Annotated in this window: 21 protein-coding genes and 1 pseudogene; 10 read left to right on the top strand and 12 right to left on the bottom strand. The window is 68.8% G+C overall.

Annotation, left to right across the window (positions count from 1 at the left end):
* Together HF886_RS14460 and HF886_RS14455 are read right to left on the bottom strand one after the other, a co-directional pair.
* Positions 1-1,062 carry a cupin domain-containing protein gene (locus HF886_RS14460; RefSeq protein ID WP_169652654.1) on the bottom strand — a complete coding sequence of 354 codons (1,062 nt, stop codon included), beginning with the start codon at positions 1,060-1,062 and terminating at the stop codon, positions 1-3.
* Positions 1,063-1,169: 107 nt separating this feature from the next.
* Positions 1,170-2,000, bottom strand: coding sequence for an IclR family transcriptional regulator (locus HF886_RS14455; RefSeq protein WP_169622671.1), 831 nt, complete (start codon positions 1,998-2,000; stop codon positions 1,170-1,172).
* 99 nt (positions 2,001-2,099) lie between these two features.
* Here HF886_RS14455 and HF886_RS14450 point away from each other — a divergent pair, with 99 nt between their 5' ends.
* Positions 2,100-3,305, top strand: a complete 1,206-nt coding sequence (locus HF886_RS14450; protein WP_240952712.1) for an aromatic acid/H+ symport family MFS transporter — start codon at positions 2,100-2,102, stop codon at positions 3,303-3,305.
* A 31-nt stretch (positions 3,306-3,336) separates the two neighbouring features.
* Positions 3,337-4,533: an FAD-dependent monooxygenase gene (locus HF886_RS14445; protein WP_169622669.1), complete on the top strand. Its 1,197-nt coding sequence runs from the start codon at positions 3,337-3,339 to the stop codon at positions 4,531-4,533.
* Between the two features lie 80 nt (positions 4,534-4,613).
* Here HF886_RS14445 and HF886_RS14440 read toward each other — a convergent pair whose 3' ends face one another.
* Positions 4,614-4,955, bottom strand: coding sequence for a winged helix-turn-helix domain-containing protein (locus HF886_RS14440; RefSeq protein ID WP_169652653.1), 342 nt, complete (start codon positions 4,953-4,955; stop codon positions 4,614-4,616).
* Between the two features lie 92 nt (positions 4,956-5,047).
* Between HF886_RS14440 and HF886_RS14435 the strand changes: the two are divergent.
* From HF886_RS14435 to HF886_RS14415, 5 genes and pseudogenes are all read left to right on the top strand, one after another.
* A pseudogene (locus tag HF886_RS14435) lies at positions 5,048-5,224 on the top strand (L-2-hydroxyglutarate oxidase); the annotation flags it as partial.
* A 76-nt stretch (positions 5,225-5,300) separates the two neighbouring features.
* Entirely contained in the window at positions 5,301-5,960 is a 660-nt protein-coding gene (locus HF886_RS14430; RefSeq protein WP_169622667.1) for an SDR family oxidoreductase, read from the top strand.
* Positions 5,961-6,041: 81 nt separating this feature from the next.
* Positions 6,042-6,575 (top strand): DUF1772 domain-containing protein, encoded by a 534-nt coding sequence (locus HF886_RS14425; protein ID WP_169622666.1) that lies wholly within the window; start codon positions 6,042-6,044, stop codon positions 6,573-6,575.
* A gap of 167 nt (positions 6,576-6,742) precedes the next feature.
* Positions 6,743-7,966, top strand: a complete 1,224-nt coding sequence (locus HF886_RS21425; RefSeq protein ID WP_169622665.1) for a sensor histidine kinase — start codon at positions 6,743-6,745, stop codon at positions 7,964-7,966.
* Entirely contained in the window at positions 7,963-8,622 is a 660-nt protein-coding gene (locus HF886_RS14415; protein WP_169622664.1) for a response regulator transcription factor, read from the top strand. Before HF886_RS21425 ends, HF886_RS14415 begins: the two co-directional genes overlap by 4 nt.
* A 10-nt stretch (positions 8,623-8,632) precedes the next feature.
* On the opposite strand, the gene HF886_RS14410 is transcribed toward HF886_RS14415, so the two are convergent.
* The 3 genes from HF886_RS14410 to HF886_RS14400 form a co-directional block, all read right to left on the bottom strand.
* Positions 8,633-9,979 carry a permease prefix domain 1-containing protein gene (locus tag HF886_RS14410; protein ID WP_169652652.1) on the bottom strand — a complete coding sequence of 449 codons (1,347 nt, stop codon included), beginning with the start codon at positions 9,977-9,979 and terminating at the stop codon, positions 8,633-8,635.
* A complete protein-coding gene (locus HF886_RS14405; protein WP_169652651.1) occupies positions 9,979-10,335 on the bottom strand; it encodes a PadR family transcriptional regulator in 357 nt (118 codons plus the stop codon). Before HF886_RS14405 ends, HF886_RS14410 begins: the two co-directional genes overlap by 1 nt.
* Before the next feature lie 75 nt (positions 10,336-10,410).
* Positions 10,411-11,316: a hypothetical protein gene (locus HF886_RS14400; protein ID WP_206038788.1), complete on the bottom strand. Its 906-nt coding sequence runs from the start codon at positions 11,314-11,316 to the stop codon at positions 10,411-10,413.
* Positions 11,317-11,494: 178 nt separating this feature from the next.
* Between HF886_RS14400 and HF886_RS14395 the strand changes: the two genes are divergently transcribed.
* Positions 11,495-12,859 carry a wax ester/triacylglycerol synthase domain-containing protein gene (locus tag HF886_RS14395; protein ID WP_346765372.1) on the top strand — a complete coding sequence of 455 codons (1,365 nt, stop codon included), beginning with the start codon at positions 11,495-11,497 and terminating at the stop codon, positions 12,857-12,859.
* Positions 12,860-12,886: 27 nt separating this feature from the next.
* On the opposite strand, the gene HF886_RS14390 is transcribed toward HF886_RS14395, so the two are convergent.
* Both HF886_RS14390 and HF886_RS14385 read right to left on the bottom strand, forming a co-directional pair.
* Entirely contained in the window at positions 12,887-15,031 is a 2,145-nt protein-coding gene (locus HF886_RS14390; protein WP_346765371.1) for a hypothetical protein, read from the bottom strand.
* A gap of 109 nt (positions 15,032-15,140) precedes the next feature.
* Positions 15,141-15,338: a hypothetical protein gene (locus HF886_RS14385; protein ID WP_169652649.1), complete on the bottom strand. Its 198-nt coding sequence runs from the start codon at positions 15,336-15,338 to the stop codon at positions 15,141-15,143.
* A 162-nt stretch (positions 15,339-15,500) separates the two neighbouring features.
* On the opposite strand from HF886_RS14385, the gene HF886_RS14380 reads away from it, so the two are divergent.
* The gene (locus tag HF886_RS14380) at positions 15,501-16,448 is read left to right on the top strand and encodes a hydroxymethylglutaryl-CoA lyase (protein WP_277351045.1); all 948 of its coding nucleotides are present in this window, start codon (positions 15,501-15,503) and stop codon (positions 16,446-16,448) included.
* 34 nt (positions 16,449-16,482) lie between these two features.
* Complete coding sequence (locus HF886_RS14375) at positions 16,483-17,439, top strand: glycerate kinase (protein ID WP_169652648.1); 957 nt, start codon at positions 16,483-16,485, stop codon at positions 17,437-17,439.
* Between the two features lie 14 nt (positions 17,440-17,453).
* Here the strand turns inward: HF886_RS14375 and HF886_RS14370 are convergent, their stop codons facing one another.
* The 4 genes from HF886_RS14370 to HF886_RS14355 all read right to left on the bottom strand — a co-directional run bounded on the left by HF886_RS14370 (position 17,454) and on the right by HF886_RS14355 (position 23,386).
* A complete protein-coding gene (locus HF886_RS14370) occupies positions 17,454-18,551 on the bottom strand; it encodes a hypothetical protein (protein WP_240955136.1) in 1,098 nt (365 codons plus the stop codon).
* 102 nt (positions 18,552-18,653) lie between these two features.
* Positions 18,654-19,142: an LppA family lipoprotein gene (locus HF886_RS14365; RefSeq protein WP_169652647.1), complete on the bottom strand. Its 489-nt coding sequence runs from the start codon at positions 19,140-19,142 to the stop codon at positions 18,654-18,656.
* Positions 19,139-20,743 carry an alpha/beta hydrolase gene (locus HF886_RS14360; RefSeq protein ID WP_240955135.1) on the bottom strand — a complete coding sequence of 535 codons (1,605 nt, stop codon included), beginning with the start codon at positions 20,741-20,743 and terminating at the stop codon, positions 19,139-19,141. Before HF886_RS14360 ends, HF886_RS14365 begins: the two co-directional genes overlap by 4 nt.
* 117 nt (positions 20,744-20,860) lie before the next feature.
* Positions 20,861-23,386, bottom strand: coding sequence for an FtsX-like permease family protein (locus HF886_RS14355; protein ID WP_169652645.1), 2,526 nt, complete (start codon positions 23,384-23,386; stop codon positions 20,861-20,863).
* Between the last annotated feature and the right edge of the window lie 6 nt (positions 23,387-23,392).

Genomic DNA, 23,392 nt, shown 5'->3' with positions numbered 1-23,392 from the left:
TCAGGCTCCTTCGGAGATGATGGTGCGGTTGAAGTGCAGACGCTCCACGATGGGTGCGTCCGAGAACGCGAACAGGTCGACGCCCTCATCGGTTTCGAGCGACCACTCGACCCAGGACGGGACGACGATCATGTCGCCCTTGGCAACTTCGTGCGGGGTTCCGCCGAGATCGAAGCGACCCTGGCCTTCGAACACCTGGAAGACGAGCGACCCCACGTCGCGACGGGGCCGGGTGTGCGCACCGGCGCGAAGACGGTGGAACTCGGCGCGGATCGTCGGCATGACGTCGCCGCCGGTGGTCGGGTTGGTGTAGCGGATCGCGGCGTGGCCCGGCTCGGGCGTCGCGGCGTAACCCTCGTCCTCGAGCGCAAGCTGCTCGGTGAGGGCGCGATCGGTGTGCTCCCAGCGGTAGCAGGCGATGGGCGAGCTGGTCTTGCGGTCGAGCCCGACGAGCGGACGCAGACCGGGATGGACCCACAGTCGCTCGGAGCGTGAGATGTCCGGCGTTCCCTCGTCGGTCACGCCGTCCGAACCGAACTCGAAGAATCCGGTGTCGGTGTAGTGAACGAACGGAATGTCGAGACCGTCGATCCACGCCATCGGCTGATCGGTCTCGTTGTGGTGGCCGTGGAAATTCCACCCGGGCGTGAGCAGGAAGTCACCGCGGCGCATCGCGACGGGGTCACCGTTGACGACGGTCCACACGCCTTCACCCTCGACGACGAATCGGAAGGCGTTCTGGGAGTGGCGGTGCTCCGGTGCGGTTTCCTTCGGGCCGAGGTACTGGATCGCTGCCCACAGGGTGGGCGTGATGTACGGGACTCCGCCGAGGCCGGGGTTCGCCAGGGCGATCGCACGGCGTTCACCACCGCGCCCGACGGGCACGAGGTCGCCCGCGCGCTGCGCGAGCGGGTAGAGCGTCGACCACTTCCAGACGAACGGAACCGCCTTGGAGGTCGGCGCCATCGGCATGAGGTCCCCGAGCTGCGTCCACAACGGATCGAGATGCTCGGCCTCGAAATCGTCGTAGAGCTTCTGCAGTTCCGGGTCGTGCTCGGTCATGATTTCTCCTCGCGAAACGACACACACGTTGGGCGTTGATCACAACCTATGCCGCACCGTCCGCCAGAGCACACAATATTCTTCCCTGTGGAATCTTGACGTAAATCTCATCCTTCGATGTGTGCGACGTCCACCTCGAGGCCCCGGATCGCCGCCCGCATCTGCTGCACCAGTTGCCCGTGCAGGTGCTGCCGGTACCGGGTCGCGGGTACCGCTGCGGTGAGCGCCGCGATCGCGTGCCCACGACCGTTCCGCACCGCGACCCCGAATGCCGCGACGCCCTGTTCGGTCTGCTCGACGTTGACGGCGAATCCCACGCGCCGGGCCGCTTCGAGTTCACTGACGAAGATCTCGAACTCACCGGGAGCGAGCCGCCGGTCCGTCTCGGATGCGGTCGGGCCCTGGCTGATGGTCGGCGGGCCCGCCGGTCGGAGGTACAGCTGTTCGAGCGTGCGCCGGGGGAGTTCGGCGAGCAGGATGCGCCCGCCCGCGGTGAGTTCCGCCGGGAGTACCTGGCCTTGCCTGTCCCCCACACGCAGCATCGTTGCCGCTTCTGCCGTGTACAGGAAACGTGCCTGCGACCCGATCCGGAGAACCAGGTTGATGGTCTCGCCCGTCATCATCGCGAGCGCCTCCATGTGCGGACGCGCGATATCGGCAAGCTCTCTGGTCCATCCGTGCTTCGCCGGCCCGGCCCCCATCGCGGGACCGGGGTGGTAGCGGCGCTTCTCGTCCTGCACGGCGAAGCCCCGGTAGACGAGCATCGCCAGGAGCCGATGCGCGGTCGACGGCGCGGTGCCGAGCGCCTCCGCCGCGTCCTTCACCCGCAGTGCTCCGACGTCGCGGAGCAACTGCAGCAGGTGCAGCGCGTTGTCCACGGACTCGAGCGAGTACGACGGCTTCGTGATGCGTTTGCCTGGTTTCGGCGCATTCTGCATAGAAGAACTTTATTGCACCGAGCACGTGAGCGCATCAACGTTGGATTCATGCACATCTCCCCAGGGGCCACCGTCGCCTCCGGTGCACGCCGTCTGCCCATGGCTCCCGGCAGCATCGCAGCAGTCGTCGTCTGCTGGCTGTTCGTCGTATTCGACGGATACGACCTCATCGTCTACGGCAACGTGATCCCCAGCCTGCAGGACGAATGGGGAATCAGTTCCTCGACGGCCGGCACACTCGGCAGCCTGGCATTCCTGGGCATGATGATCGGCGCCGTTCTCGCGGGCCGGCTGTCCGACGCGATCGGACGCAAACAGGCGGTGGTCGGCTGCGTTGTCGTCCTCTCCGTGTTCACCGCGTTGTGTGCCGTCGCTCCCGGACCTGCGGTCTTCGGCATCCTGCGCCTGATCGCCGGAATCGGCCTCGGCGGACTGGTGCCGACGTCCAACGCCCTGGCTGCCGAACTGGTGCCGAACAAGTGGCGCGCCGCCGTCGCGACGATGATGATGTCCGGCGTGCCGATCGGCGGTTCGATCGCGGCCCTCGTGGGCATCCCGGTGATTCCCCACTGGGGCTGGCGCCCGATGTTCCTCTTCGCGCTGATCCCGCTCTTCATTCTCGTTCCGCTGGCGATCAAGGTGCTGCCCAAGCACGCCCCCGATGCCCATCCCGGCAACGCCGCGGGCGGCTTCAAGGAACTGCTCGGTACCCGTTTCCGCGCCGTGAGCATCATGTTCGCGGCGGTGACCGTGGTGACCCTGCTCTCGTGGTACGGCCTCGGCACCTGGCTTCCCAAGCTCATGCAAGGTGAGGGCACCGACCTGGGCAACGCGCTGACTTTCGCGCTGGCGCTCAACCTCGGCGCCGTCGTCGGCTCGTTCGTCACCGCCTGGGGCGGCGTGCGCTGGGGTTCGGTGCCGACGAGCATCGTCGCCGCGCTGATGGCCGGTGTCGCGCTGCTGACCCTGCTGCTCGATCCGCCGGTCGCCGCGGTGTACCTGATCTTCGTGATCGCCGGTGTCGGTACCCACGGCACCCAGGCACTGATCATCGCGGCCGTCGCGTCGTACTACCCCGACCACCTGCGGGGCACGGCGCTCGGCTGGGCTCTCGGCGTCGGCCGGATCGGTGCCGTTGCCGCCCCACAGATCGGTGGATGGCTGCTCGCCGCCGGACTCGGCGCCCACTCGAACTTCATCCTCTTCGGCGTCAGCGCCTTGATCTCGGCGCTGTTGCTCACGGTGATCTGGCAGAAGTTCCCCGTCCGCCACGACGCGCCGCGCGGCCCGATCCTCACTCACTGATCTCACAATTCCCCCCACCCGAAGGAGTGTCATGTCCGATCTGAAGGACGCGCGAGTACTGATTGCCGGCGGCGGCATCGGTGGCGTCGCCAACGCCCTCGCTCTCGCCTTGAAGGGTGCGAACGTCACGCTCTTCGAGCGCGCCGCCGAGTTCGGTGAGGTGGGCGCCGGACTCCAGATCGGACCGCACGGCTCGCGCATCCTCCAGTCGCTCGGCGTCTACGACGAGGTGATCGCCAAGGGTGTGCTGCCCAAGAACCTCGTCTTCCGCGACGCTGTGACCGCCGAAATCCTCACCAAGGTAAACCTCGGCCGCGACTACCAGGAGCACTACGGCGGCGTGTACTTCGTGGTACACCGCTCCGACCTGCACTCGGTACTCGTTGCCGCTGCACGTCGCGCGGGAGCCGACCTCCGCACCGATTCGACGGTGACCGATGTCGTCACCGAGGGCGACACCGTGCGCGTCATCCTCGAGAACGGCGAAGAGCACATCGGTGACATCGCGCTCGGGATGGACGGGCTGCACTCGCGCCTGCGTCCCAAGCTGTCCGACGACAAGCCCGTCGGCTCCGGCTACGTCGCGTTCCGCGGCACCTTCCCGATGAACGAAGTCCCCCTCGAAGAGGACATCGAGGACGTGGTGGGCTACATCGGCCCGCGCTGCCACTTCATCCAGTACCCGCTTCGCCAGGGCGAGATGCTCAACCAAGTCGCCGTCTTCCAGTCGCCGGCGTTCCTGCGCGGCGAGGAGAAGTGGGGCAGCCCCGAGGAACTCGCGCACGCCTACGACCACTGCCACGAAAGTGTCCGCTCCGCCCTGAAGTACCTGTGGACGGACCGCTGGTGGCCGATGTTCGACCGCAATCCGATCGACAACTGGGTCGACGGCCGCATGCTCCTTCTCGGCGATGCCGCACATCCGCCGCTGCAGTACCTCGCGTCGGGCGCCGTAATGGCCCTCGAGGATGCCAAGTGCCTCGCCGACTACGCGTCCGAGGACTACAAGGGCGACAACGCGAACTGGCCGAAGATCCTGCAGGACGTCAACGCCGAGCGCGCGCCGCGCTGCAACCGCATCCTCACCACCGGCCGGATGTGGGGCGACCTGTGGCACCTCGACGGTGCCGGCCGCGAAGCTCGCAACGAGTTGTTCCGCATCCGCGACACCTCGAGCTACAAGTACACGGACTGGCTGTGGGGTTACTCCTCGGACCGTAACCGCTGAGCCGGGACACCCCCGCGCGACGATCACGCCTGTGGCCCGCAGATCCGGAAGATCTGCGGGCCACAGGCCTGTCACGCGTCCTACACGACTGTTTCGCTCAGCTCCGCGAGTCGGCGTTCCGCGCGCACCACCGCGTCGCGGGCCTCGGCAAGATCCGCCCGGATCGCCTCGAGGTGCCGTCGGATGCCGAGCGTCATGTCCCCCGGTTCCGGGATCGAGACGACGAAGGAGCCCCTCCCCTGCCGCGTCTCGATGAACCCCTCCTTCCGCAGCACTTCCTGCGCGTCCTTCACGACGGACGGGGACACGGCGTAGTGAGCCGCGAGCTCGTGGATCCCCGGGAGCTGGTCGCCGACTGCCCATTCGTTCCACGTCATCCGGTGCTGGAGATCGGTTGCGACGGCTTCGTACTTGTAGGCCATACCGCACACCGTAACACTTTTACGTAACACCGGAACGGTATTGTCGCCGGTGCTGCTCTTGGACCGGCCACAACAGCGGTGTCGTGCACGCCGGACCGCGCGGTGTCCGGGTGCAGGCGATGAACGCCGACGGCAGCCTCGAAGACGATTTCGTCATCGCCGGACAGGGACGCCTCGTTCACCTGTGCAACGCCCCGTCACCCGGCGCCACGTCGTCCCTCGCCATTGCCGAACACCTCGTCGCGACGGCCCTCGAACGCGTGCGCTGAGGACACCCACGCGTAGAGACGACCGGATACGGGCATGCTCACCGGAAGGACTTCCCACGACGCTAGGAGCATCGACATGGCACGTATCGCGGTTTTCGGCGGACACGGCAAGGTGGCGCTCCACCTCGAACGTCTCCTCTCCGACGCCGGCCACGAGGTCAGCGCGGTCATCCGCAATCCCGACCACGCCGACGACGTGCGCGCCGCCGGCGGCACGCCGGTGGTTGCCGACGTCGAACAACTCGATGCGCTCGCGTTCAACGAGTTGCTGCAGGGTCACGATGCGGTCGTGTGGTCCGCAGGCGCAGGCGGGGGCAGCGCGCTCCGCACATACGCCGTGGATCGCGACGCCGCCATCGCATCGATGACGGCGGCGCAGCAGGCGGGTGTCCGGCGGTATGTGATGATCTCCTACTACGGGTCGCGTCCGGATCACGGTGTGCCGGAGGACAACAGTTTCTACGCCTACGCCGAGGCGAAGGCCGCGGCCGACACGCATCTGCGGGCCGCCGAGTTGGACTGGACGATCCTCGGGCCGAGCAAACTCACGCTGGATCCGCCCACGGGCCGCATCGACATCGCGGGTCACGGCGCGACCGAACCGGGCGAAGTGTCGCGTGCAGATGTGGCAGCCGTCGCCGCCGCGGTACTCGAGCGACCCGAAACCGCCGGTCTCACCATCGAATTCAACAACGGCGACACGCCGATCGGCGAGGCGCTGGACGCACTCCGGTAATCCGGCCTACGTCGGAAGTCGTACTGCGGTTACGTCGCCGGACGGACGACGGTGACACGCCGGAAAACTAGCGTCGTCACCATGACACACAACACTTTCTCGCCCCGTACCGCGGTGATCGTGGCCTACAGCTGGGTCACGCTCATCGCGTTCGGTGCAATCCTCACCGAAACAGTCATCCTCTACCCCAACGTTTTCCACGATCCCCCGGCGTCTCTGGATCTGACCGTCGAGTTCATGTCGGAAGCCGGTCCGTCGGACTTCTTCCCGCCTCTGGGTGCGCTGACGGTAGCCCTCGCAGTGGCGTCCGTGTTCCTGCTCCGGCGCGACAAGAAGGTCCGGCCGTGGGCGGTGGCGAGCCTGATCTCGCTGGTCTTCGGCGAGTTCGCGTTCTCGGCCTTCTACTTCTGGCCACGGAACACGATCATGTTCGACGAAGGGGCCGCCGTGCATTCTGTCGAGGTTCTCCGACAGACCGCGGTCGAGTTCGAGACAGGCCACTGGGTTCGTCTGACCATGAGCGGCGTGACTGCCGTCCTGGCCTTCGTCGCGTTGTTCAAGGTGCTCGCGGCTCGCACGTCCACGCCTGTGCCGGTCGAGGCTAGGGTCGGGTGACACGCCCGGTAGTTCCGCTCACGGGCGTACGGCGAGGTGACGACCCCTCGCCGTACGCGCATTTCTGGTCCGGGTCCAGGCGGCCGCCGGTAATCTCGCCGACGTAGCGCCGATCGCCACACGTGCGGGCGGGATCGCCGGGTACTCCGTCACTGCCGCCCGGAACGGTGATCACACGCACGACCGGAGGAAAGGCACCGACCATCTCCGCGCAGACCAGCCCAGCAGCCGGAAATATGTTCCGGCAGGACCGCACGACCGATGCGCTCCTCGCCGGGGGATTGTTCGCGATCATCTGCATCGCGATCGCCGCCGATCTCGGGGGCGGCGAGCAGGGGCCACCTGCGCTCGCCTTCCTGTTCGGCGCGTTGTTCGCCGCACCGGTCTTCTTCCGCCGGCAGCGCCCGGTCACCGTTCTGCTCGTCACGGCCGCCGTCCTGGTGGCGTATTACGCCCTGGGGTTCCCGCCCATCGGCTTGGCCCTCCCGCTTGCGGTGGCGCTGTACTCGGCCGCGGAGTCCGGGCACCTGCGATGGGCGATCGCCGTTTCGGGCGCGCTGGTGATCCTCTCGACAGCGGTCAGGATGTTCCAGGGCGATGATCTTGCCTACCTGCTCGGATTCGAATCGGCGGGGTCGGTGGGTCTGATGGCGGCGGTGATCGCACTGGGCGACAGCGTGCGGTCCAGACGCGCACTCGGCCGAGAACTGGTCCGCAGGGAACACGCGGCCCGCCTCGAGCGCGAACGCGAGGCCGCCCGTCGCGTCGAACGCGAACGGCTGCAGATCGCACGCGATCTCCACGACCTGCTCGCGCACACCGTGTCCGTGATCTCGCTGCACACCGACGTGGCTGCCGAGTCCCTCGACGACGATCCCGCCCTCGCACGCCGATCGCTGGTGGCCGTTCGCGACTCGTGTTCGCGCGCGGTGTCCGAACTGCATGCCACGGTCGAGGCACTCCGCTCCCCCGCCGGCACCACAGCACGCGGGGACCACTCGCCTACACCCGGACTCGCCGAGATCCCTCGACTCGTCGACACCGTCTCCGACGCAGGCGTAGCGGTGCACATCGAATCCCGGGGCACCCCGGCAACACTGCCCGCCGTGGTGGACGCGACCGCGTACCGGGTGATCCAGGAGGCTCTGAGCAACGTCCTCCGTCATTCCGATGCGACGAGAGTCGTTGTCGCCCTGGACCACCACAACGATGTACTGCGAGTCTGCGTGAGTGACAACGGCCGCGGGTCGCGGGGTGGCCGCACCACCGGATGGGGCCTGACCGGCATGCGCGAACGCGTCGCGTTGCTGGGCGGGACCGTCGACACCGGCACTCCGGACGGCGGAGGATTCGTCGTCGATGCCCGCATTCCCGCAGGAGGTCCGTCATGATCCGGGTCGTGCTCGTCGACGATCAGGCTCTTGTGCGTGAAGGACTGCGCGCATTGCTCGAGCGCACGGACGACATCGTGGTGGCGGGCGAGGCGGACGACGGGGACGCAGGCGTGCGCGTGGTCACCGAGACGCGTCCCGATGTGGTGCTGATGGATATTCGGATGCCCGGGACCGACGGAATCGCCGCGACCCGCCGGATCATCGGCGATCCGGCGCTTTCCCACGTGCACGTGGTGGTACTCACGACATTCGACACCGACGACAACGTGCTCGACGCGATCCGTGCGGGTGCCGTCGGCTTCCTCGTGAAGGACACCGCACCCGGAGATCTCCGCAACGCGATCCGCACCGTGGCGGGCGGGGACGCCATGCTCTCGCCGACTGTCACCCGGCGCGTGATGCAGGCCGCCGCACGCGGGGCGGGCGCGCGCGACACCGGGCAACTCGACGGACTCACGAACCGGGAACGCGAGATCCTTGCCGAGGTCGGCCTGGGTCTGTCGAACGAGGGGATCGGCTCGAAGCTGTTCATCAGTCCCGCAACGGTCCGCACGCATGTCACCCGCATCCTCACCAAACTGCGTGCGCGCGACCGCGCCGGACTCGTCGCGATCGCCTTCCGTACCGGCCTCGTCACGCCGGAGGATCGGTAGACCCCGGTCGTTACCCGAACCCGAACAGCGGCGGGATGACGACGACCGCAACCGCGGCCCACACGCCGTAGACGGGCAGGTACCGCGTCTGCCAGCGTTCCACGGCGTCGAAACCGCAACGGCGTCGCAAGAAGCGGACGCCGAACCATCCGGCCCCGACCAGGTTGACCAGCAGGACCAGGTTCAGCCCGAGCGCCGTCACCTTGTTGGCGGTGAATCCGAACTCGGCGATCCGCGTAAGCATCGCGGCGAGCATGAGTGCGTCGACGGCCAGCGCTGCGGCGACCAGAACGACCTGAAGAGTGTCGAACACGTCCGGAGGCGCGTGCGGGTCGCGGGCGGAGATGGAATACAGCAACAGCCCGAGCACCAGCACCAGGATCAGATCCATGAGGATGAGCAGTTCGCGATCGACGCCCAGGATGCTGCGCGATGCCACGGACGCGACGAACAGCGCAAGCAGCATCGCGACGGTGAGCGGCGTGAACACCCGGGTGAGGACGGGAGCGATGTTCTCGATCACCTCCTGTTTGGCCTCGACGAGCCAGGCCGCCGCGATCATCGCCCCGGGGGGCGCGAAGGGCACGACCCATTGTTCGAGGAACCACTCGACGTCGACGCCCAGCGCACCGAAGGCCCCGAGCGTGAGTCCGACGAGGACCGCGCCGCCGAGCGCGAGCAAGGTCAGATAGACGACCCACTCTCCGGTGAACCTCACGAAGTCCATCCGCCGCCGTTGGGATCGCCACTCGCCTCCCACGTACGCGACTCCCACGACGAGCCACAACAGAATGGGGGCGTGGATCGCCGCGATGATTTCGGTGGAGCCGACGGCGACGAACGGAAAAAGGTTCAGCGCCGACGCCGTGAGCAGGAACGGAATCGCCAGGGCCGCCGCGGCGCGCACCGGCATGTCGCGCTTCCAGGCGAAGTATGCGACGAGGAACGGCAACACGAACAGCGAGGCATTGCGTACCAGTGCCTGCTCCGGGAGCCACTCCAGTCCGGCTTTGACGGCCACCCCCGCGCAGGCCGCGAGCGCGATCACCACGCCCATCTCACGCGGATGCCGGCCGGAGGCGGACTCGGTGCCTGCCGGAACGAGCACGAGTTGCTTCCACAGGCGGTCGGAATGTTCGCGGGCGAACTCGCGAGAAATCTCGTCCACGCTGCCCATGCGTCCCACCGCGACCAGGAACGCTTCGCTCGACGTCAGCCCGGCAGCCGAGAGATCCTCGACCTGATCCCGCAGGTGGCCTTCCATCTCGTCGACGTCGAGCGGGGAAATCACCCGGTGACCGGAGACGTAGCCGCGCCAGCGGGCGATCTGGGATTCGAGTTGGGCGTCGGCGTCCATCACGTCAACCCTTCTGCCGCCGGGGGCAGCGCGGACTGCCACACCTTCTCGAGGGCCGCGGCGACGACCGACCATTGCGCCGCGCGTTCGACGAGGATCTCGGTGCCGGCATCGGTGAGTGTGTAGTGCTTGCGCCGACGGCCGTTCTCGGCGATATGCCAGCTCGCAACCACATAGCCCGCGCGCTCGAGGCGATGCAGCAGGGGGTAGAGCATTCCGTCGGTCCATTGGATGCGACCGCCGGACAGCTCGTTGACCCGCTTGAGGATTGCGTATCCGTAGGACTCGCCCTCGGCGAGTATGCCGAGTACCAGGGGCGTCGCCGAGGCTGCGACCAGATCCTTGTCGATGAACACGAACCCTCCATACCTAGAGCATCTAGGGAGATAAAGCGAACCTAGCAGCTCGAGGTATCCGTGGGCTAGAGGGCGTTACGCCCGGTCGGGATCCGCGGCAGATCCCCTGTCCTCGTCTGCTCTGTCCCCGTCTGCCCTGTCCCCGTCGTCGCGGCTCAACGTTTCCGTCACCCGGGCACGACCGCGCTCGAGGACGTCGCCGAGCGCTCCGCCGACCGCCTTGAGGGGACTGTCGATGGAGTCGAGTGCCTCGGCGACATCCGGATCTTCGTCCGCGAGCCAGCCGGCGTCATCGGCCCGGAAGGCCGCGCGGTAGTCGTCGAGATCGCGCCGCAGTGTCGACAGTGCGCGTGTGGTGCGGCTCGAGGACAGCCGGCGAACCACCTCCAGCGGCGATCCCTCCGCGAACCGCGCGAGGGTCCTGCGCGCCCGTCGCAACAGGTCGGCGTCCCCCTCGAAGTGCCGCGCGAGCGCGGACCGGGCAGCCGCGACGACCCCCGGATCGGAACCCTCCCGGGCGATGCGAACGCGATGCCACAGAAACAGACAGTCCTCGACCAGCACGAGCAACTGGAGTGTCTCGCCCAGTCGTTCCTCGACCGCGATCGTGTGCAGGTATTCCAGGTGCTCCGGCACCGGCCTGTCCGCGTCGGCTCCGTCGAGCAGGGCCGACGCGTGAGCCTGCACGCGCGCGACGGTCTCGTCGAGCCGCGACCCGAGTTCGGCCAGCGGCGTCCAATCTGCGTCGGGCAGCGTGCCGCGGTGGTCGACTATCGCGGCAGCCCTGGTCAGGGCGTTGTGGCGCGTGACGATATCGCCCAGGGCGGGCGCCCCTACGGATGCGAGCACGCTTTCCACGGTGTCCGGAGCCGCGTCTTCGCCCTCGAGACGGACAATGGCCGCTTCCACGGACGCCACGGCCCCGCGCAGCGCGTCCACGACGGAATCGGTGGCGGTGGGTTCGGTGCTCGCGTCGGTCATTGCTCCATCGTGCTACGGACGAGAACCGATCGCATCAGGTGCCCTCGATCGTGGGCGGCAGCCGGCGGCGGCGCAGAGTCACCTTTACCGGACCCCCTGGGTTCTGTGTCCGGGCCGAGTCCGGCTCGCCCGGTCCGGTGCACCCATGGCAGAGAGCGATACCTGCGATCCTGGAGGGGTGGCGGACCCGAGTCGGATAGAGCGCATCGGTCCCGGCGACCTGACCGAACTCGTCTCGGATGTCGGGCCGGCGCCCCTCCACGTCGGTGCCGTGATCTTCCTCGCCGGTGGCGTCGAGCCGGACCCGGTGGCGCTGCAGGCCGCGCTCACCGAACGACTGACCGGGATTCGGCGACTGCGGCAGTGCCTGTCCGAACCTGCGCTCGGGCTCGGCCGACCCTACTGGCTGGACGACGAGCACTTCGACGTCGATGCTCACCTGTCGCAGGTGCGATGCCCGGTTCCCGGCAGCCGGGATGCCGCCATGGCCCTCGCGGTGGACGCACTTACCCGGCCGCTGCCGCGGTCGCGGCCGCTGTGGCGCGCGATTCTCGTCACCGACATCGCGGATCCGCACGGGAACACAGCACTGGTGATGGTGATGCATCATGTGCTGGCCGACGGGATCGGAGGACTGGCCGTGCTGGCGCATCTGGTCGACGGAGCAGACGTCTCGGACGAGCTGGGCCGCTCGATTCCGCCCGACCGGCACCGGGCCTGTCCGAAGCCGAGGACGAGAGAATTGCTCGCCGACAACGTGATCGAACGGCTTCGCAGCCTGCGCCGAGTTCCACAGTCCGTCGCGGGTCTTCCTGCGGCGTGGGCGGAACTCGGACGGGGCACCGGTGGACGTGCCCCCCGATGTTCGTTCAATGCGCCCACGGGTGTTCGACGTGCGGTCGGGAGGGTCGAGGTGGATCTGGACGCGACCCGTGTGGAGGGGCGGCGATGGGGCGCGACTGTCAACGATGTGCTGCTGGTCGCCACCTCCGGTGCGCTTGCCGACATCCTGCGCACGCGTGGCGAGTCCCCGTCCGAGTTGGTGATCTCGGTTCCGGTCTCTGCTCGCGGTGCGAACACGGACGGGGAATTGGGCAATCAGGTCGGCGTCATGCCTGTCCGGGTACCACTGGCCGGAACTCCGGCGCAGCGGTTGGTTTCCGTTTCTCGCAGCACCCGTGCACAGAAATCGAGCGTGCGAGGGCGGTCGGCGACCCTGCTCGGCCCGCTGTTCCGCGGCCTGGCAGCCATCCGGATCTTCCGTTGGTTCGTGGCTCGGCAGCACCTGGTCAATTCGTTTCTGTCCAACCTGCCGGGCCCGTCGTCACCGCTGAGGGTCGCCGGAGCCAGGGTCACCGCGATTGTGCCGCTGATCGTCAATACGGGAAACGTGGGCGTCGCCTTCGTGGCACTGTCGTATGCCGGCACCCTGACAGTGACGATCATCGTCGATCCCGACCTCGTTCCCGAGGTTCGCGAACTCACAGAAGCCCTGCACGAACAGTTCCAGGCGATCACAGTCGGCGGCACGTCGGCGCAGTAGCCGCGACCGATCGTCCGGTGAGCGTGCTCAGCTCCGCACGCGTATCCACGCTTCTTCGAGGAGGGCGACCACGTCGGTCTCCCGTCGGGCCCGGTAGGCGGACAGAATTCGACGAGGCCGGGTTTCCGCACCCAGGCCCAGGGCCGTCGCGAACGCCTCGGCCATTCGGTCCTCGGGGACTACCTCAGGAGTCGTGTGCCCGACCAGCGCGAGCGCCTTGCGCAACGGTTCGGCGTTGTCGGCGACCGTGCGCAGCGGCAGCACGTCGAAATGGCCGTCGGCGCGGAAATCGAGGAAGAGTTCCCCGTCCGCATCCACCCCGAGGTCCTCGAGGAATCTGCGGATCGACCCGAGTAGCGGTGCGGGCCCGGCCCAGCGCAGCGTCTGCCCTCCCAGGCGCGAAGGCAGAACGATCTCGCTCCCCGGATCGCACCCGACGATCGCGGCAACCGCCGACGGCACAGCACACTCGGCACCACGCACGTGATCACGCGTGACCGGAATGCGCAGGCGCCAGCCGTCGTCGAGCCGGTAGAGCCGACGGGTCCGCTCGGGTTTCGACACCGGCACGTGGGCACGCGGCCGGCGTCGCACGCGACCGTCGACCACCTCGAATTCGCCCCCGGCAGCGAAGGTACGGGCCGAATCGCCGGAGATCCCGAACCGCTCCACCAGCGCGGTCTCGACGACGTCGGCCGGAGCGCTGCCGTGTCGATCGTCGACGAGACGCGCGATGCGGTTGCGGATCGCGGTCACCACATCGGTGTCCCACTCCACGAGCGACCACCGGTCGTCGGCGACCGCAAAACGCTCGTCGTCGGACAGTTCCGCGAAAAGAGTGTGCACGTCGGCGTTCACGCCCATGCGGGCGACGAGTTCATCGGCGGTGTGCGGATCACCCAGCACTTCGAGCACCTGGGCGGCGCGGCCGGGGAGGTCGTCGCGCGGCGCGAGGAGCCTGCCCTCGAACATCGCGGTCCCGCAGTACTCCGTCCACGCGGCGAACTCGTCCGGCGGCAGCGTCCAGGTCGCCTGCACCGCGGCGGGTTCGACGACCCCGTTGCCGGATTCGAATTCCGCGAGCAGTGCCCGGGTCTGTTTCTCCGCGTCGGGCAGATCGGGAACCGCCACCCATCCGTCGGCCACCTCGAATCGGTCGTCGAGGCGGTGCAATACCTTCCACAACGGGGCGTCGAGCGCCGGGACCGGACGGGTGAGGACCGGAAAGTCGCGCAGGATCCGGTCGAACGAGGCGACCGGCCGCACCCGCACGCGCAACGCCGCGAGCAGATCACCGACCGCCGTGCCGAACGGGAACGTCGACGGTGCCGCCGGGTCGTCGACGCCGTCCCGGACCCGTCGTCGCAGCGCCTGACGTTCCGGTTCGGGCAGCGCCTCGATGTAGTCGCCGAGCTCGGCAATGGGGTCGCCCGGCGGGGCGACCGGGAGATCGAGGGCGGTCAGCGCACGGATACGCGCTGCCACGGTCCGGACCTCCTCGGGCGCTCCCTCGTCGAGTTCCACACGCAGCAAGGGACTCTCGTGGTCGCCGCTGAGCATGCGCCAGCGCGCCAGCTGCGCGAGGTCCTCGAGGAGCAGGTCGAGCGCCGGAACATCTGTCCTCGAACCCGCAGACATCTCGGCGGTCCCGGGCGCGGAAGCAGCGGAGTCCGAGTCCCGCAGCACCGTCGCGACGAGGACCGCACACACGATCTCGTCGACGGTTTCGCGGTCGGAACCACGCATCACGAACAGGTCCGCCGGACTGCGGCTGAACAACTCGGCGGTGGTGGGCGCGTGCGGAAGACGCGCGATCACCGTTGCCGCAGCGGCATCGAGGTCGAGCGCGGAGACCGGCACCTCCACCTCGCGACGCAACGCATCCGCGAAGCGCAGGTCCGGGTGATCGGTGACGTAGATCCGGGCCAGTTCCGCGCACATCTCGGGGATGCCCGCCTCGTGCGCGGTGTCGGCGGGCGACTGGACCTCCCACCAGCGGGCGGTGGGAGCGAGCGCCGAGAGCGCGACAGTACGCGCCGACCCGTACCGATCGAGCCACGGCATCAGCTCACTCCACGGCCGGTCCTCGAGTTCCTCGACCGACAATGCCCGCGACCACAGCGACACGACCTGTTGCTCCTCTTCCACGACCGAGGGGACGGCCGCGGACACCGTTTCCGCGACCGACGCCCTGATCAGGACACCCGGCCGCCAAGCATACATTTCGGCCTGTCGGCGGGCCTTCCGCCGACGCGTGCACGCTCAGCGGGACGAGCTCGCATCACGTCGCGGCGGCATCACGTTCGGTGTCGCTCTGAGCTTCCGACCGCAAACGCAGCAACACCAGCCCCGCAACCGAGGCCACGATGAGCGAGCCCACCGCGCCGTGGACATGGAGGGCGTACACGGCGATGCCGGCTCCGACCAGACCGATGAGCAGCGCGAACCAGAGCAGCGCTTTCCCTACGAACACACTCATTTCCCCGTACCTTCCGGCAAGTCTCCATCCGATCCGAAGGATAGTGTCACTTGTCACAGATCCTTCGCCGGGCACGCGGTGTGTCCACGAATCGTGCTCGTCTTGCCGCGCGACCATACTGGGTCCGACGAGAACGATGCGCGAGAGGGTGGAGGCACGAGGTTGACCGATCCGAAGACCGGCAACGATCCTCAGGCGGACGTGGCGATCCTGCGGGACGTGACGCTGCGTGACGGCCTGCAGCTCACCGGGAAGATGCTGTCCACCGAACGCAAGGTCGAGGTGGTGCGGGCCCTGTTCGCCGCAGGGGTACCGGAACTGGAGATCGGGTCGCTCGCCCGCCCCGATCTCGTTCCTCCGATGGCCAACACCCTCGAACTGGTGTCGGCACTCACCCCGGAAGAACTCGATCGGTGCTGGGTGTGGGTCGCGACCCCACGGCACGTGGAGAAGGCGATCGCGGCAGGCGTACGCCGCTTCCAATACTGCTTCTCGGTGTCGGACGCTCACAACCGAGCCAACATCGGCCGCGACACCGACGCGAGCCTCGAGGCGATGCCGGCTGCCGTGGACCAAGCACACGCCGTGGGGGGCAGCATCCAACTGTGTCTCGCCACGGCGTTCACCTGCCCGTTCGACGGTCCGGTCGACCCCGACCGGGTGCTGGAGATCGCGAACGACCCGCGTACCGACGGCGCGGCGGACATCGTCCTCGCCGACACCCTGGGTCAGGCGGTACCCGGTCAGGTATCGGCACTGGTGACCCGGGTGCGCACGGAATCACCGCAGCGGCGCATCGTCTACCACGGCCACGACACCTGGGGCCTCGGTGTCGCGAACAGTCTCGCAGCGGTGGCGGCCGGGGCGAGCGTGGTCGACGGCGCGCTCGCTGGACTCGGCGGTTGCCCGTTCGCGCCGGGAGCAAGCGGCAACACCGCGAGCGAAGACCTGCTGTTCGCGACACGTCCGTCGTGGCTGACACCGGCCGGTCTCGGTGCGCTCGTGCACCTCGGCGAGGACCTCGTCACCGAATTGGGCGAACCGAATCGCTCCCGGGCGCGTCAGGGCGCGCGCTCCGACGCGCAGGCCTTCGAGTGGGTACTGCGGTGACGGCGCACCGTCCGGCGACCGATCGGCGGGTGCCGTGCGGATTCTGATCGCACCCGACAGTTTCAAGGGCACGTACGGCGCGGCCGACGTTGCCGAGGCCGTGGCCACCGGCGCCGAGTCCGCAGGACACCGTGCGGTGCGCATGCCCGTCGCCGACGGTGGTGAAGGCACCCTCGACGCACTGCTCGGCCCCCTCGGTCTCGAGCGCGTCGAGGCCGCCGCGGTGAATCCGTGGCGGGTGCCGTGCCGGGCTGTCTTCGGCATCGGCCCGGACGGCACCGCCGTCGTAGAACTCGCCGCGGCGAGCGGCATCACCACGCCACACGACGGCCCGCGCGACGCGGTCACGGCGGACACCTACGGCACCGGAATGCTCATGGCCACAGCGGCGCAGCGCGGTGCCCGGCACATCGTCGTGGCGGCAGGCGGATCTGCGACCACGGACGGTGGACTCGGCGCCATCGCCGCGATCGACGACGCCGGCGGCCTCGGTGGCGCACGAGTGACGGTCCTGACGGACGTCACGACCCGGTACACCGATGCGGCGCGGGTGTTCGGACCGCAGAAGGGCGCCGATCCCGCGACAGTCGAGGCCCTGACCCGCCGCCTCGAGGACACTGCCCTGTCGCTCCCCCGCGACCCGCGAGAGGTCGCCGGAACCGGTGCCGCGGGTGGGTTTTCCGGTGGCATGTGGGCACGGTTCGGGGCGGAACTGCGCTCCGGTGCCGACTTCGTGCTCGACTCCGTGGGTTTCGACGCTGCCGTGCGCGATGCGGACCTGGTGGTCGTGGGCGAGGGCAGGCTCGACGGGCAGTCGCGCGCGGGCAAGATCGTCTCGGCGATTCTCGCGCGCTGTGACGGCGTGCCCGTGGTCGCGGTCGTGGGCTCGGTCGGCGACGATCTCGGCGACTATCGCACCCGCTTCACCGATGTCGTGGTCGCGTCGGACACCGACGCGATGGTTCGGGCGGGCGCGGGACTGCGCCTCTGACACGGCGTTCGGCGTCAGGGCACGACGGGGCGCTCCGGTGCGCAGGGATCCGGCTCTGCGGGTACGGCACCGTCGGGACCGACGGCGCCGGGGCCGGTGATACCGGGGCCGCGATCCGTTCCGGAGGGGACGGGTAGGTCGGGGTCGGACGCGCGGGCGGGCCACGACACCGGCCGCGCTGCTTCGCACGGGTCCGGTGTCACCGCGACAGGCGTTTCCGGTACCGGCACCGCCACCGACGCCGGTTCCTGCGCGGGTGCAGGTTCCTGCGCGGGTGCAGAGGGTGACATCGAGGTGCCCGGATCGTCCGGCGTGGAACCGTTCGTCTGCGCGATTCCGCCGACGGCTACGGCGAGGCCGCCACCGAGAATCGCGACCAGTGCGACGAGAGCGGCGAGGAGGGCCGCTCCCCTGCCCCGGCCGGATGCAGGCGCGGCGGCGGCCACCGGTTCGGTCCGTTTCGCCGCGACGAGCGATGCACCGGTCGCGCGATGCCAGGGCACGCCGTGCGGAGTGACGAACGGGACGCCCAGGATCGTTGCCAGTTCCCTCGCCGGTCCGGCGTCGCCGGGCTGCAGGTCGAGGAACACCAGGGCTTGCGGCGTCCGTCCCGCGCGGGCGATCGCTTCGTCCATCGCCTCCGGCAGCGATTCGGAGTACCCGCCGAACACATCGCCGGACGGAGAGACCGACGCGAGCACGGCACGCGACCCCGTGTCGACGATCGAGGCGGATTCGACGCCTCCGGTGCGGGTGTGGACTGCGAGCACCGGGGTCGACGAGAGTTCCGGAGCACCGGCGAGGTACGCCAGCCGCGCGTCGTCGAGGTCGACGACCTGGACGGCGCTGTCGGTGACAGCCCCGATCGCGGCAGCGATGTCCTGGGTCTCGTCGGCGCCGCCGGGCGTCACCGTCAGCCCGATCGCCTGGATCGCCAACGAGGCCGTCGCGGCTCGCTCCGTCATTGCGACGACGGCTCGCGCCGCGGTGTCTGCAGCGGCCGCACCGCGTTCCGGAACCAGCCGCTGAGAGTCGAACGGTCCGAGCGAAGGCACGTCGGCGTCGACGAGTACCGCGCACACCTCACCGTCGTCCACGGCAATGCCGAGCATCGGACGCATATCCTGTCCCCTCGCCGACTCGCAGGTTTCAGCACGGAAAGCACGAGCGTAGCCGACGGCCCGGAGACAATCGGGGACAACTCGCCACCGGGGTCACTGCCGGTAGCAGCCGGTGGTGAGTGCGACCGTCGACGCGACGTAGCTCCCGAACGTGATGTACGAACCGTCCGCGGCGAACATCCGGAACGCGAATCCCACATCCGGCGGCATGACGAGCGGTTCGTGGAATCCCGAACGTGCCGCGACCTTCTCGACGACGGCAGCGGCCCGGCTCAGCGCGTCGGCGGGCACCGGCACCTCCGATCCGTAGATGGGCAGGTGCACGAGGACGCCGACGGCGCCGTCGGGCAGCGTGCACGCCGTCGCCGTGCGCGCGAACCGCGGCGTGAAGTGCAGGTCCGGAAATTCTGCGGACAGCGCGGTGAGGACGGTGCGCTGCGCGCCGGTGTAGAACGCGACGGCACCTCTGCTCGTCGATGCCACCGGTTCCGGCTTCGCGACGGGGACCGGACGTGGACCGCAGGCCGGTAGGGCAACGAGAACAGCGAGCAGTACCGCGGCGCGGATCACCGCGCGCCTCATGCTGCACCTCGTCCCGCAGCACCGGAGACGACCGCGGCGACCTGGTAGGAACTCGTCGAACCGGGTTGGAGATAGGAACTGTGCCCGGTGATCGCGGTGAGTGGTTCTCCGGTGGCCGACGCGCCCGCACCCGAGGGCAGGTGCGTCAGCCCGTCGAGGAAGCTCGGGTCGCCGCCGAACGTTCCCACGTCGGCGAACGCATCCCACCTGGCCTCCACCAGATATGCTGCACCCTCGGACAATCCGAGATCGCGCACGTCGTCCGTGCCGATCCCCGGCGCGCCCAGGAACACCGCGGCGTCGGCGTCGGCACCCTGCTGGAGCGCGAGACCCGCGACGACGGCGCCGTAGGAATGCCCCACCACGGTGATGTCGGGGGTGTCGGCCCTCGATGCCCCGAGACCGTCCAGGAAACCCGACAGGCGTGGTGCCGCGATCTGCGCCGCGAGATCGGAGACGGGGCTGCGCTCGGTGTACGCCAGCCCCCAACCCCATTGCGGCGCCTGATAGTTCAGCCACGTGACTGCGGCGACCCTGCCGCCGTTCTCCGCGGCGTCACCGAGGTGCTGATGTGCTTGGTCGCGTAACGCCGAGACCTGCGTGTCGTACCCGCCGAGACTGCCCTGGAGCGTGGAGCCCGCACCCGGCACGAATACAGCCACCCGGTCGGCGTCGTCGACATTCCCGACCGCGACCGCGGCCATCGCCTCCCGGCCCGTCAGATCGAGGGCCAGGAGATGCCGGTCCCCTCGTGCCAGCACCTCGTCGAGCGCGTCGATCGCCGCGAGTTTCTTGGCCGTCTGCTCGAGTCCGGCGTCCGCGTCGATGAACAGGCCGCCGAACACGGTGCCGCCGAGTTCAGCCTGCAACTGCGCCGCGACTCCTTCGAGTCGCCGGCGTTCGATGCCGAGGAGCGCGCGGTTGGCGGCGTCGCGCGCGCCGGCCGGAATTCCGTCCAGCGCTCCGATCAGCGCGGGGTGCCCGGAGAGCAGGGCGGTGCGGTCGCGCTCGTCCAGCCCGGCCCACCAGCGCGCGACCACGTCGGGTGGGGTACCCGGCGCGGGAGGACCGGGCAGGTCGGGCACCTCCGTGCGGGTGCCACCGAATCGCAAGGATGTCGCGTTCTCGGCGCGGCCGGGCTCGTCGAGTTCCCGCGAGAGCATCTGCGCCGCCTCGCGGTCGAGTTCGGCGGCGTGCGCGAGCAGCGCGGCGACCCGACCCTGGACTCCGGCACGGACGGCGGTGACCGGCGACGCGCCCGGCGCCGGACGCACGGTGCCGTCGTCGGCGACCACGACACCGTCCGCGGCGGCGTCGGACCGTATCGCCTCGAGCTCGGCGCGGAGCGTCCGCAGTCTCGGTGCGACCAGGAGCGCGCAGTCCCGCACCCGGAGAAGCGAATCCGACCGGGCCGCAAGCGCCTCGGTGCACAGGGCGACCTGCCGGCCGGCAGCATCGTGCGCGTCACCGCCCCAGCGGCCTTCACACCGCGCCCGCATAGTCACCGCCTCGCGCACGTGCTCCACATCGGCAGCACATCGCCCCAGGGTTTCCTCGAAGTCGCTCAGCGCGTCCGGGTCCCACCGGATCAGATCGTGCATTCTCATGCTCCACCCCCTGCCGCGGCAGCGTAGGGGCAGAAAACGTCCGGCCCGGCGGAGTGTCTCCGCCGGGCCGGACGCTGTGGATGAAAAGGAAGACTGTGGATCGTCTCCCCGTCAGAGGTCCGAGATCGCCTCCAGCGGAGGGGTCTTCGCGGCACGATTACCGGGCCACAACGCGGCCAGCACGCCGATCACTCCGGAGGCCAGCAGCATTCCCACGACCTGCGACCACGGCACCGAGATGATGTCGAGTCCCTGGTCGGCGAGAGTCCGTACGAACGCCCAGCCGAAGGACAGGCCGAGGATCACCCCGACGATCGCACCGAACACCGCGATCAGCAGGGACTCGAGATAGATGGTGCGCCGTACCTGGTTGCGTTGCATCCCCACCGCGCGCAGCATCCCGATCTCACGTCGGCGTTCGACCACCGACAGCGCCAGCGTGTTGACGATGCCGAGGATCGCGATGACCACGGCGAGAGCGAGCAACCCGTACAGGATGGCGAGCAGAGTATCGATCTGCTGTGCCTGCTGACCCTTGAACTGCTCACGGTCGAGAACCTGGACGATCACGTATTCCTTGGTGGCGGCCTCGAGGCCCGACCGCACGGCACTCGGGTCCGCCCCGTCCGCGACGTTCATCAGCACGACGATCGCCGACCGGGTCGCCGGGGGTGTGAACTGCTCGTAGATCTGCTGGGACATCACCCAGGGGCCGATGATCTGACTGTCGGTGTAGACACCGGCCACGGTCGCGTCCACGGTGTTGCCGTCACGGCTCGTGACCGGGACCGTCGAGCCGACCGTCCAGCCCTTCTCACTCGCGGTGCTCTGGTTCACGAGCATTTCGTTGCCCGTGGCCTCCGGCACGCCTTCCACCATCTGCAGATCGATCACGTCGTCGAGCACGCCCGTCACCGCCGTGCCGAAACCGTCCTCTCCGTCGAGGTTCGCCCGGACACCGTGGACCGGCACCACTTCCACCACACCGTCGACCCCTTGCGCCGCGTCGGCCGCCGGGAGCGGAACTCCGAACATCTGCGGTCCGGTGAGCATGAAGTCTGCTTGGACACCGTTGTCGACGGCAGCGTCCACACTGGCCTTCGCCGACGAGCCGAAGACACCGATCACGGACACGAGCATCAGGCCCAGGGTGAGAGCGAATGCGGTGGCTGCGGTGCGCCGCGGGTTGCGGGTCGCGTTGGTACGCGCCAGTCGGCCGACGGCGCCGAACGGGCGGGCGAACACCGCACCGAGAGCACCCACGACGGGCCGCGACAGCGCCGGTGAGGCAAGCATGACCGCGACGACGAGCAGGAACGCCCCACCGCCCACGGCGGAGGCCGCCCCTCCACCGGTGCCCTGCGCGCCGAACACGACGAGCACGACACCCACGACCGCCGCGACAATGCCCACGATCGTCCGTACCCGGAGGCCTTCGACGGTCCCGGTGGACTCCTCCCGCATCGCGGCGACAGGCGGCACCCGGGTCGCGCGGCGTGCCGGGGCATACGCGCTGATCGCGGTGACAACGACCCCGACGATCAGGGCCACGAGGACCGTGCGCGGCGCCAGTTGCAGCGGACCGGACGGCAATCCGAGGTCCGCGGCGTTCAGTGCGGCACGCAGGCCGTACGCGAGCGCGACACCCGCGGCGATACCGATGACGCTGCCGATCAGTCCGACGACGAGCGCCTCGAGCGTCACGGAGCGGCCGACCTGTTTCCGGCTCGCGCCGATGGCCCGGAGCAACGCGAGTTCGCGGAGTCGCTGCGCGACGATCATCGAGAAGGTGTTGTAGATGATGAACGTCCCCACCAGCAATGCGATCGCACCGAAGGCGAGCAGGAAGTAGTTGAGGAAGTTCAGTGCTTCCGAGACCTCCGACTTGGTCTCTTCGGTGACCTCTGCCCCGGTCTGCACCTTCATGCCCGGCACAGCCGCCGCGACCTCGTCCCGCAGTTCGTCCGGGGACAGGGAGCCGTCTCCCGCAATGTTGAGGTATCCGACGTGCCGGCCATCGGTGAACAGCGACGACGCCTGCGATTCGGTGAACATCGCCCCGACGTACCCGCCGGTGTCGGTCTCGAGGTTGTAGATGCCGCTCACCGTCACGGGAACCATGCCCTGCGCGATGGACAGGATCGACGTCTGATCTCCGACGGCGAGGTCACCGCGTTCGGCGGCGCTGGCGTTGAGCGCGATCTGGCCGTCTTCGAGTGGCGGGGTGCCCTCGATGAACTCCTGTGATTCTCCGACGAATTCCTCGGGCGGGAAGTAGGCGTAACCCTCCACAGGGGCGCCCCCGGTCTGGATCGCGGCACCGTCGGAGCCGAGGAGGACGAGCGCGCCGCCGATGTACGGGGTGGTTCGCTCGACCGCGGGCAGCGCCTCGACCGTCGCGATGTCCTCGACAGGCACGCCGGTCGAACCGGATTCCTCCGTGCTGACGCGAACATCGACTCCCTGCGCGACGTCGCCGAAGATCCCGTCGAACGTGCGCTGCAACGTATCGGTGAAGACGAACGAACCGGTGATGAAGGCCGTGCCCAGCACGACCGACAGCACGGTCAGCGCGAGCCGCACCTTGTGGGCGGCAAGGTTGCGCAGCGCCACCTTGCGGATGGGATTTCCACTCATGCTCGG

It is taken from the genome of Rhodococcus sp. 105337, assembly GCF_012844225.1.
In the GTDB taxonomy this organism is placed as follows: Bacteria; Actinomycetota; Actinomycetes; order Mycobacteriales; family Mycobacteriaceae; genus Rhodococcus.
This window is presented reverse-complemented; position numbering and strand designations above follow the sequence as displayed.

Bases quoted from the DNA above. Each gene is read 5' to 3' on its own strand.
- HF886_RS14355 (WP_169652645.1), bottom strand. From the start codon at position 23,386: ATGAGTGGAAATCCCATCCGCAAGGTGGCGCTGCGCAACCTTGCCGCC.
- HF886_RS14440 (WP_169652653.1), bottom strand. From the start codon at position 4,955: ATGGCCTACAAGTACGAAGCCGTCGCAACCGATCTCCAGCACCGGATG.
- HF886_RS14450 (WP_240952712.1), top strand. From the start codon at position 2,100: ATGGCTCCCGGCAGCATCGCAGCAGTCGTCGTCTGCTGGCTGTTCGTC.
- HF886_RS14385 (WP_169652649.1), bottom strand. From the start codon at position 15,338: ATGAGTGTGTTCGTAGGGAAAGCGCTGCTCTGGTTCGCGCTGCTCATC.
- HF886_RS14415 (WP_169622664.1), top strand. From the start codon at position 7,963: ATGATCCGGGTCGTGCTCGTCGACGATCAGGCTCTTGTGCGTGAAGGA.
- HF886_RS14430 (WP_169622667.1), top strand. From the start codon at position 5,301: ATGGCACGTATCGCGGTTTTCGGCGGACACGGCAAGGTGGCGCTCCAC.
- HF886_RS14360 (WP_240955135.1), bottom strand. From the start codon at position 20,743: ATGCACGATCTGATCCGGTGGGACCCGGACGCGCTGAGCGACTTCGAG.
- HF886_RS14370 (WP_240955136.1), bottom strand. From the start codon at position 18,551: ATGCTCGGCATTGCCGTGGACGACGGTGAGGTGTGCGCGGTACTCGTC.
- HF886_RS14410 (WP_169652652.1), bottom strand. From the start codon at position 9,979: ATGGACGCCGACGCCCAACTCGAATCCCAGATCGCCCGCTGGCGCGGC.
- HF886_RS14445 (WP_169622669.1), top strand. From the start codon at position 3,337: ATGTCCGATCTGAAGGACGCGCGAGTACTGATTGCCGGCGGCGGCATC.
- HF886_RS14365 (WP_169652647.1), bottom strand. From the start codon at position 19,142: ATGAGGCGCGCGGTGATCCGCGCCGCGGTACTGCTCGCTGTTCTCGTT.
- HF886_RS14425 (WP_169622666.1), top strand. From the start codon at position 6,042: ATGACACACAACACTTTCTCGCCCCGTACCGCGGTGATCGTGGCCTAC.
- HF886_RS14455 (WP_169622671.1), bottom strand. From the start codon at position 2,000: ATGCAGAATGCGCCGAAACCAGGCAAACGCATCACGAAGCCGTCGTAC.
- HF886_RS14460 (WP_169652654.1), bottom strand. From the start codon at position 1,062: ATGACCGAGCACGACCCGGAACTGCAGAAGCTCTACGACGATTTCGAG.
- HF886_RS14400 (WP_206038788.1), bottom strand. From the start codon at position 11,316: ATGACCGACGCGAGCACCGAACCCACCGCCACCGATTCCGTCGTGGAC.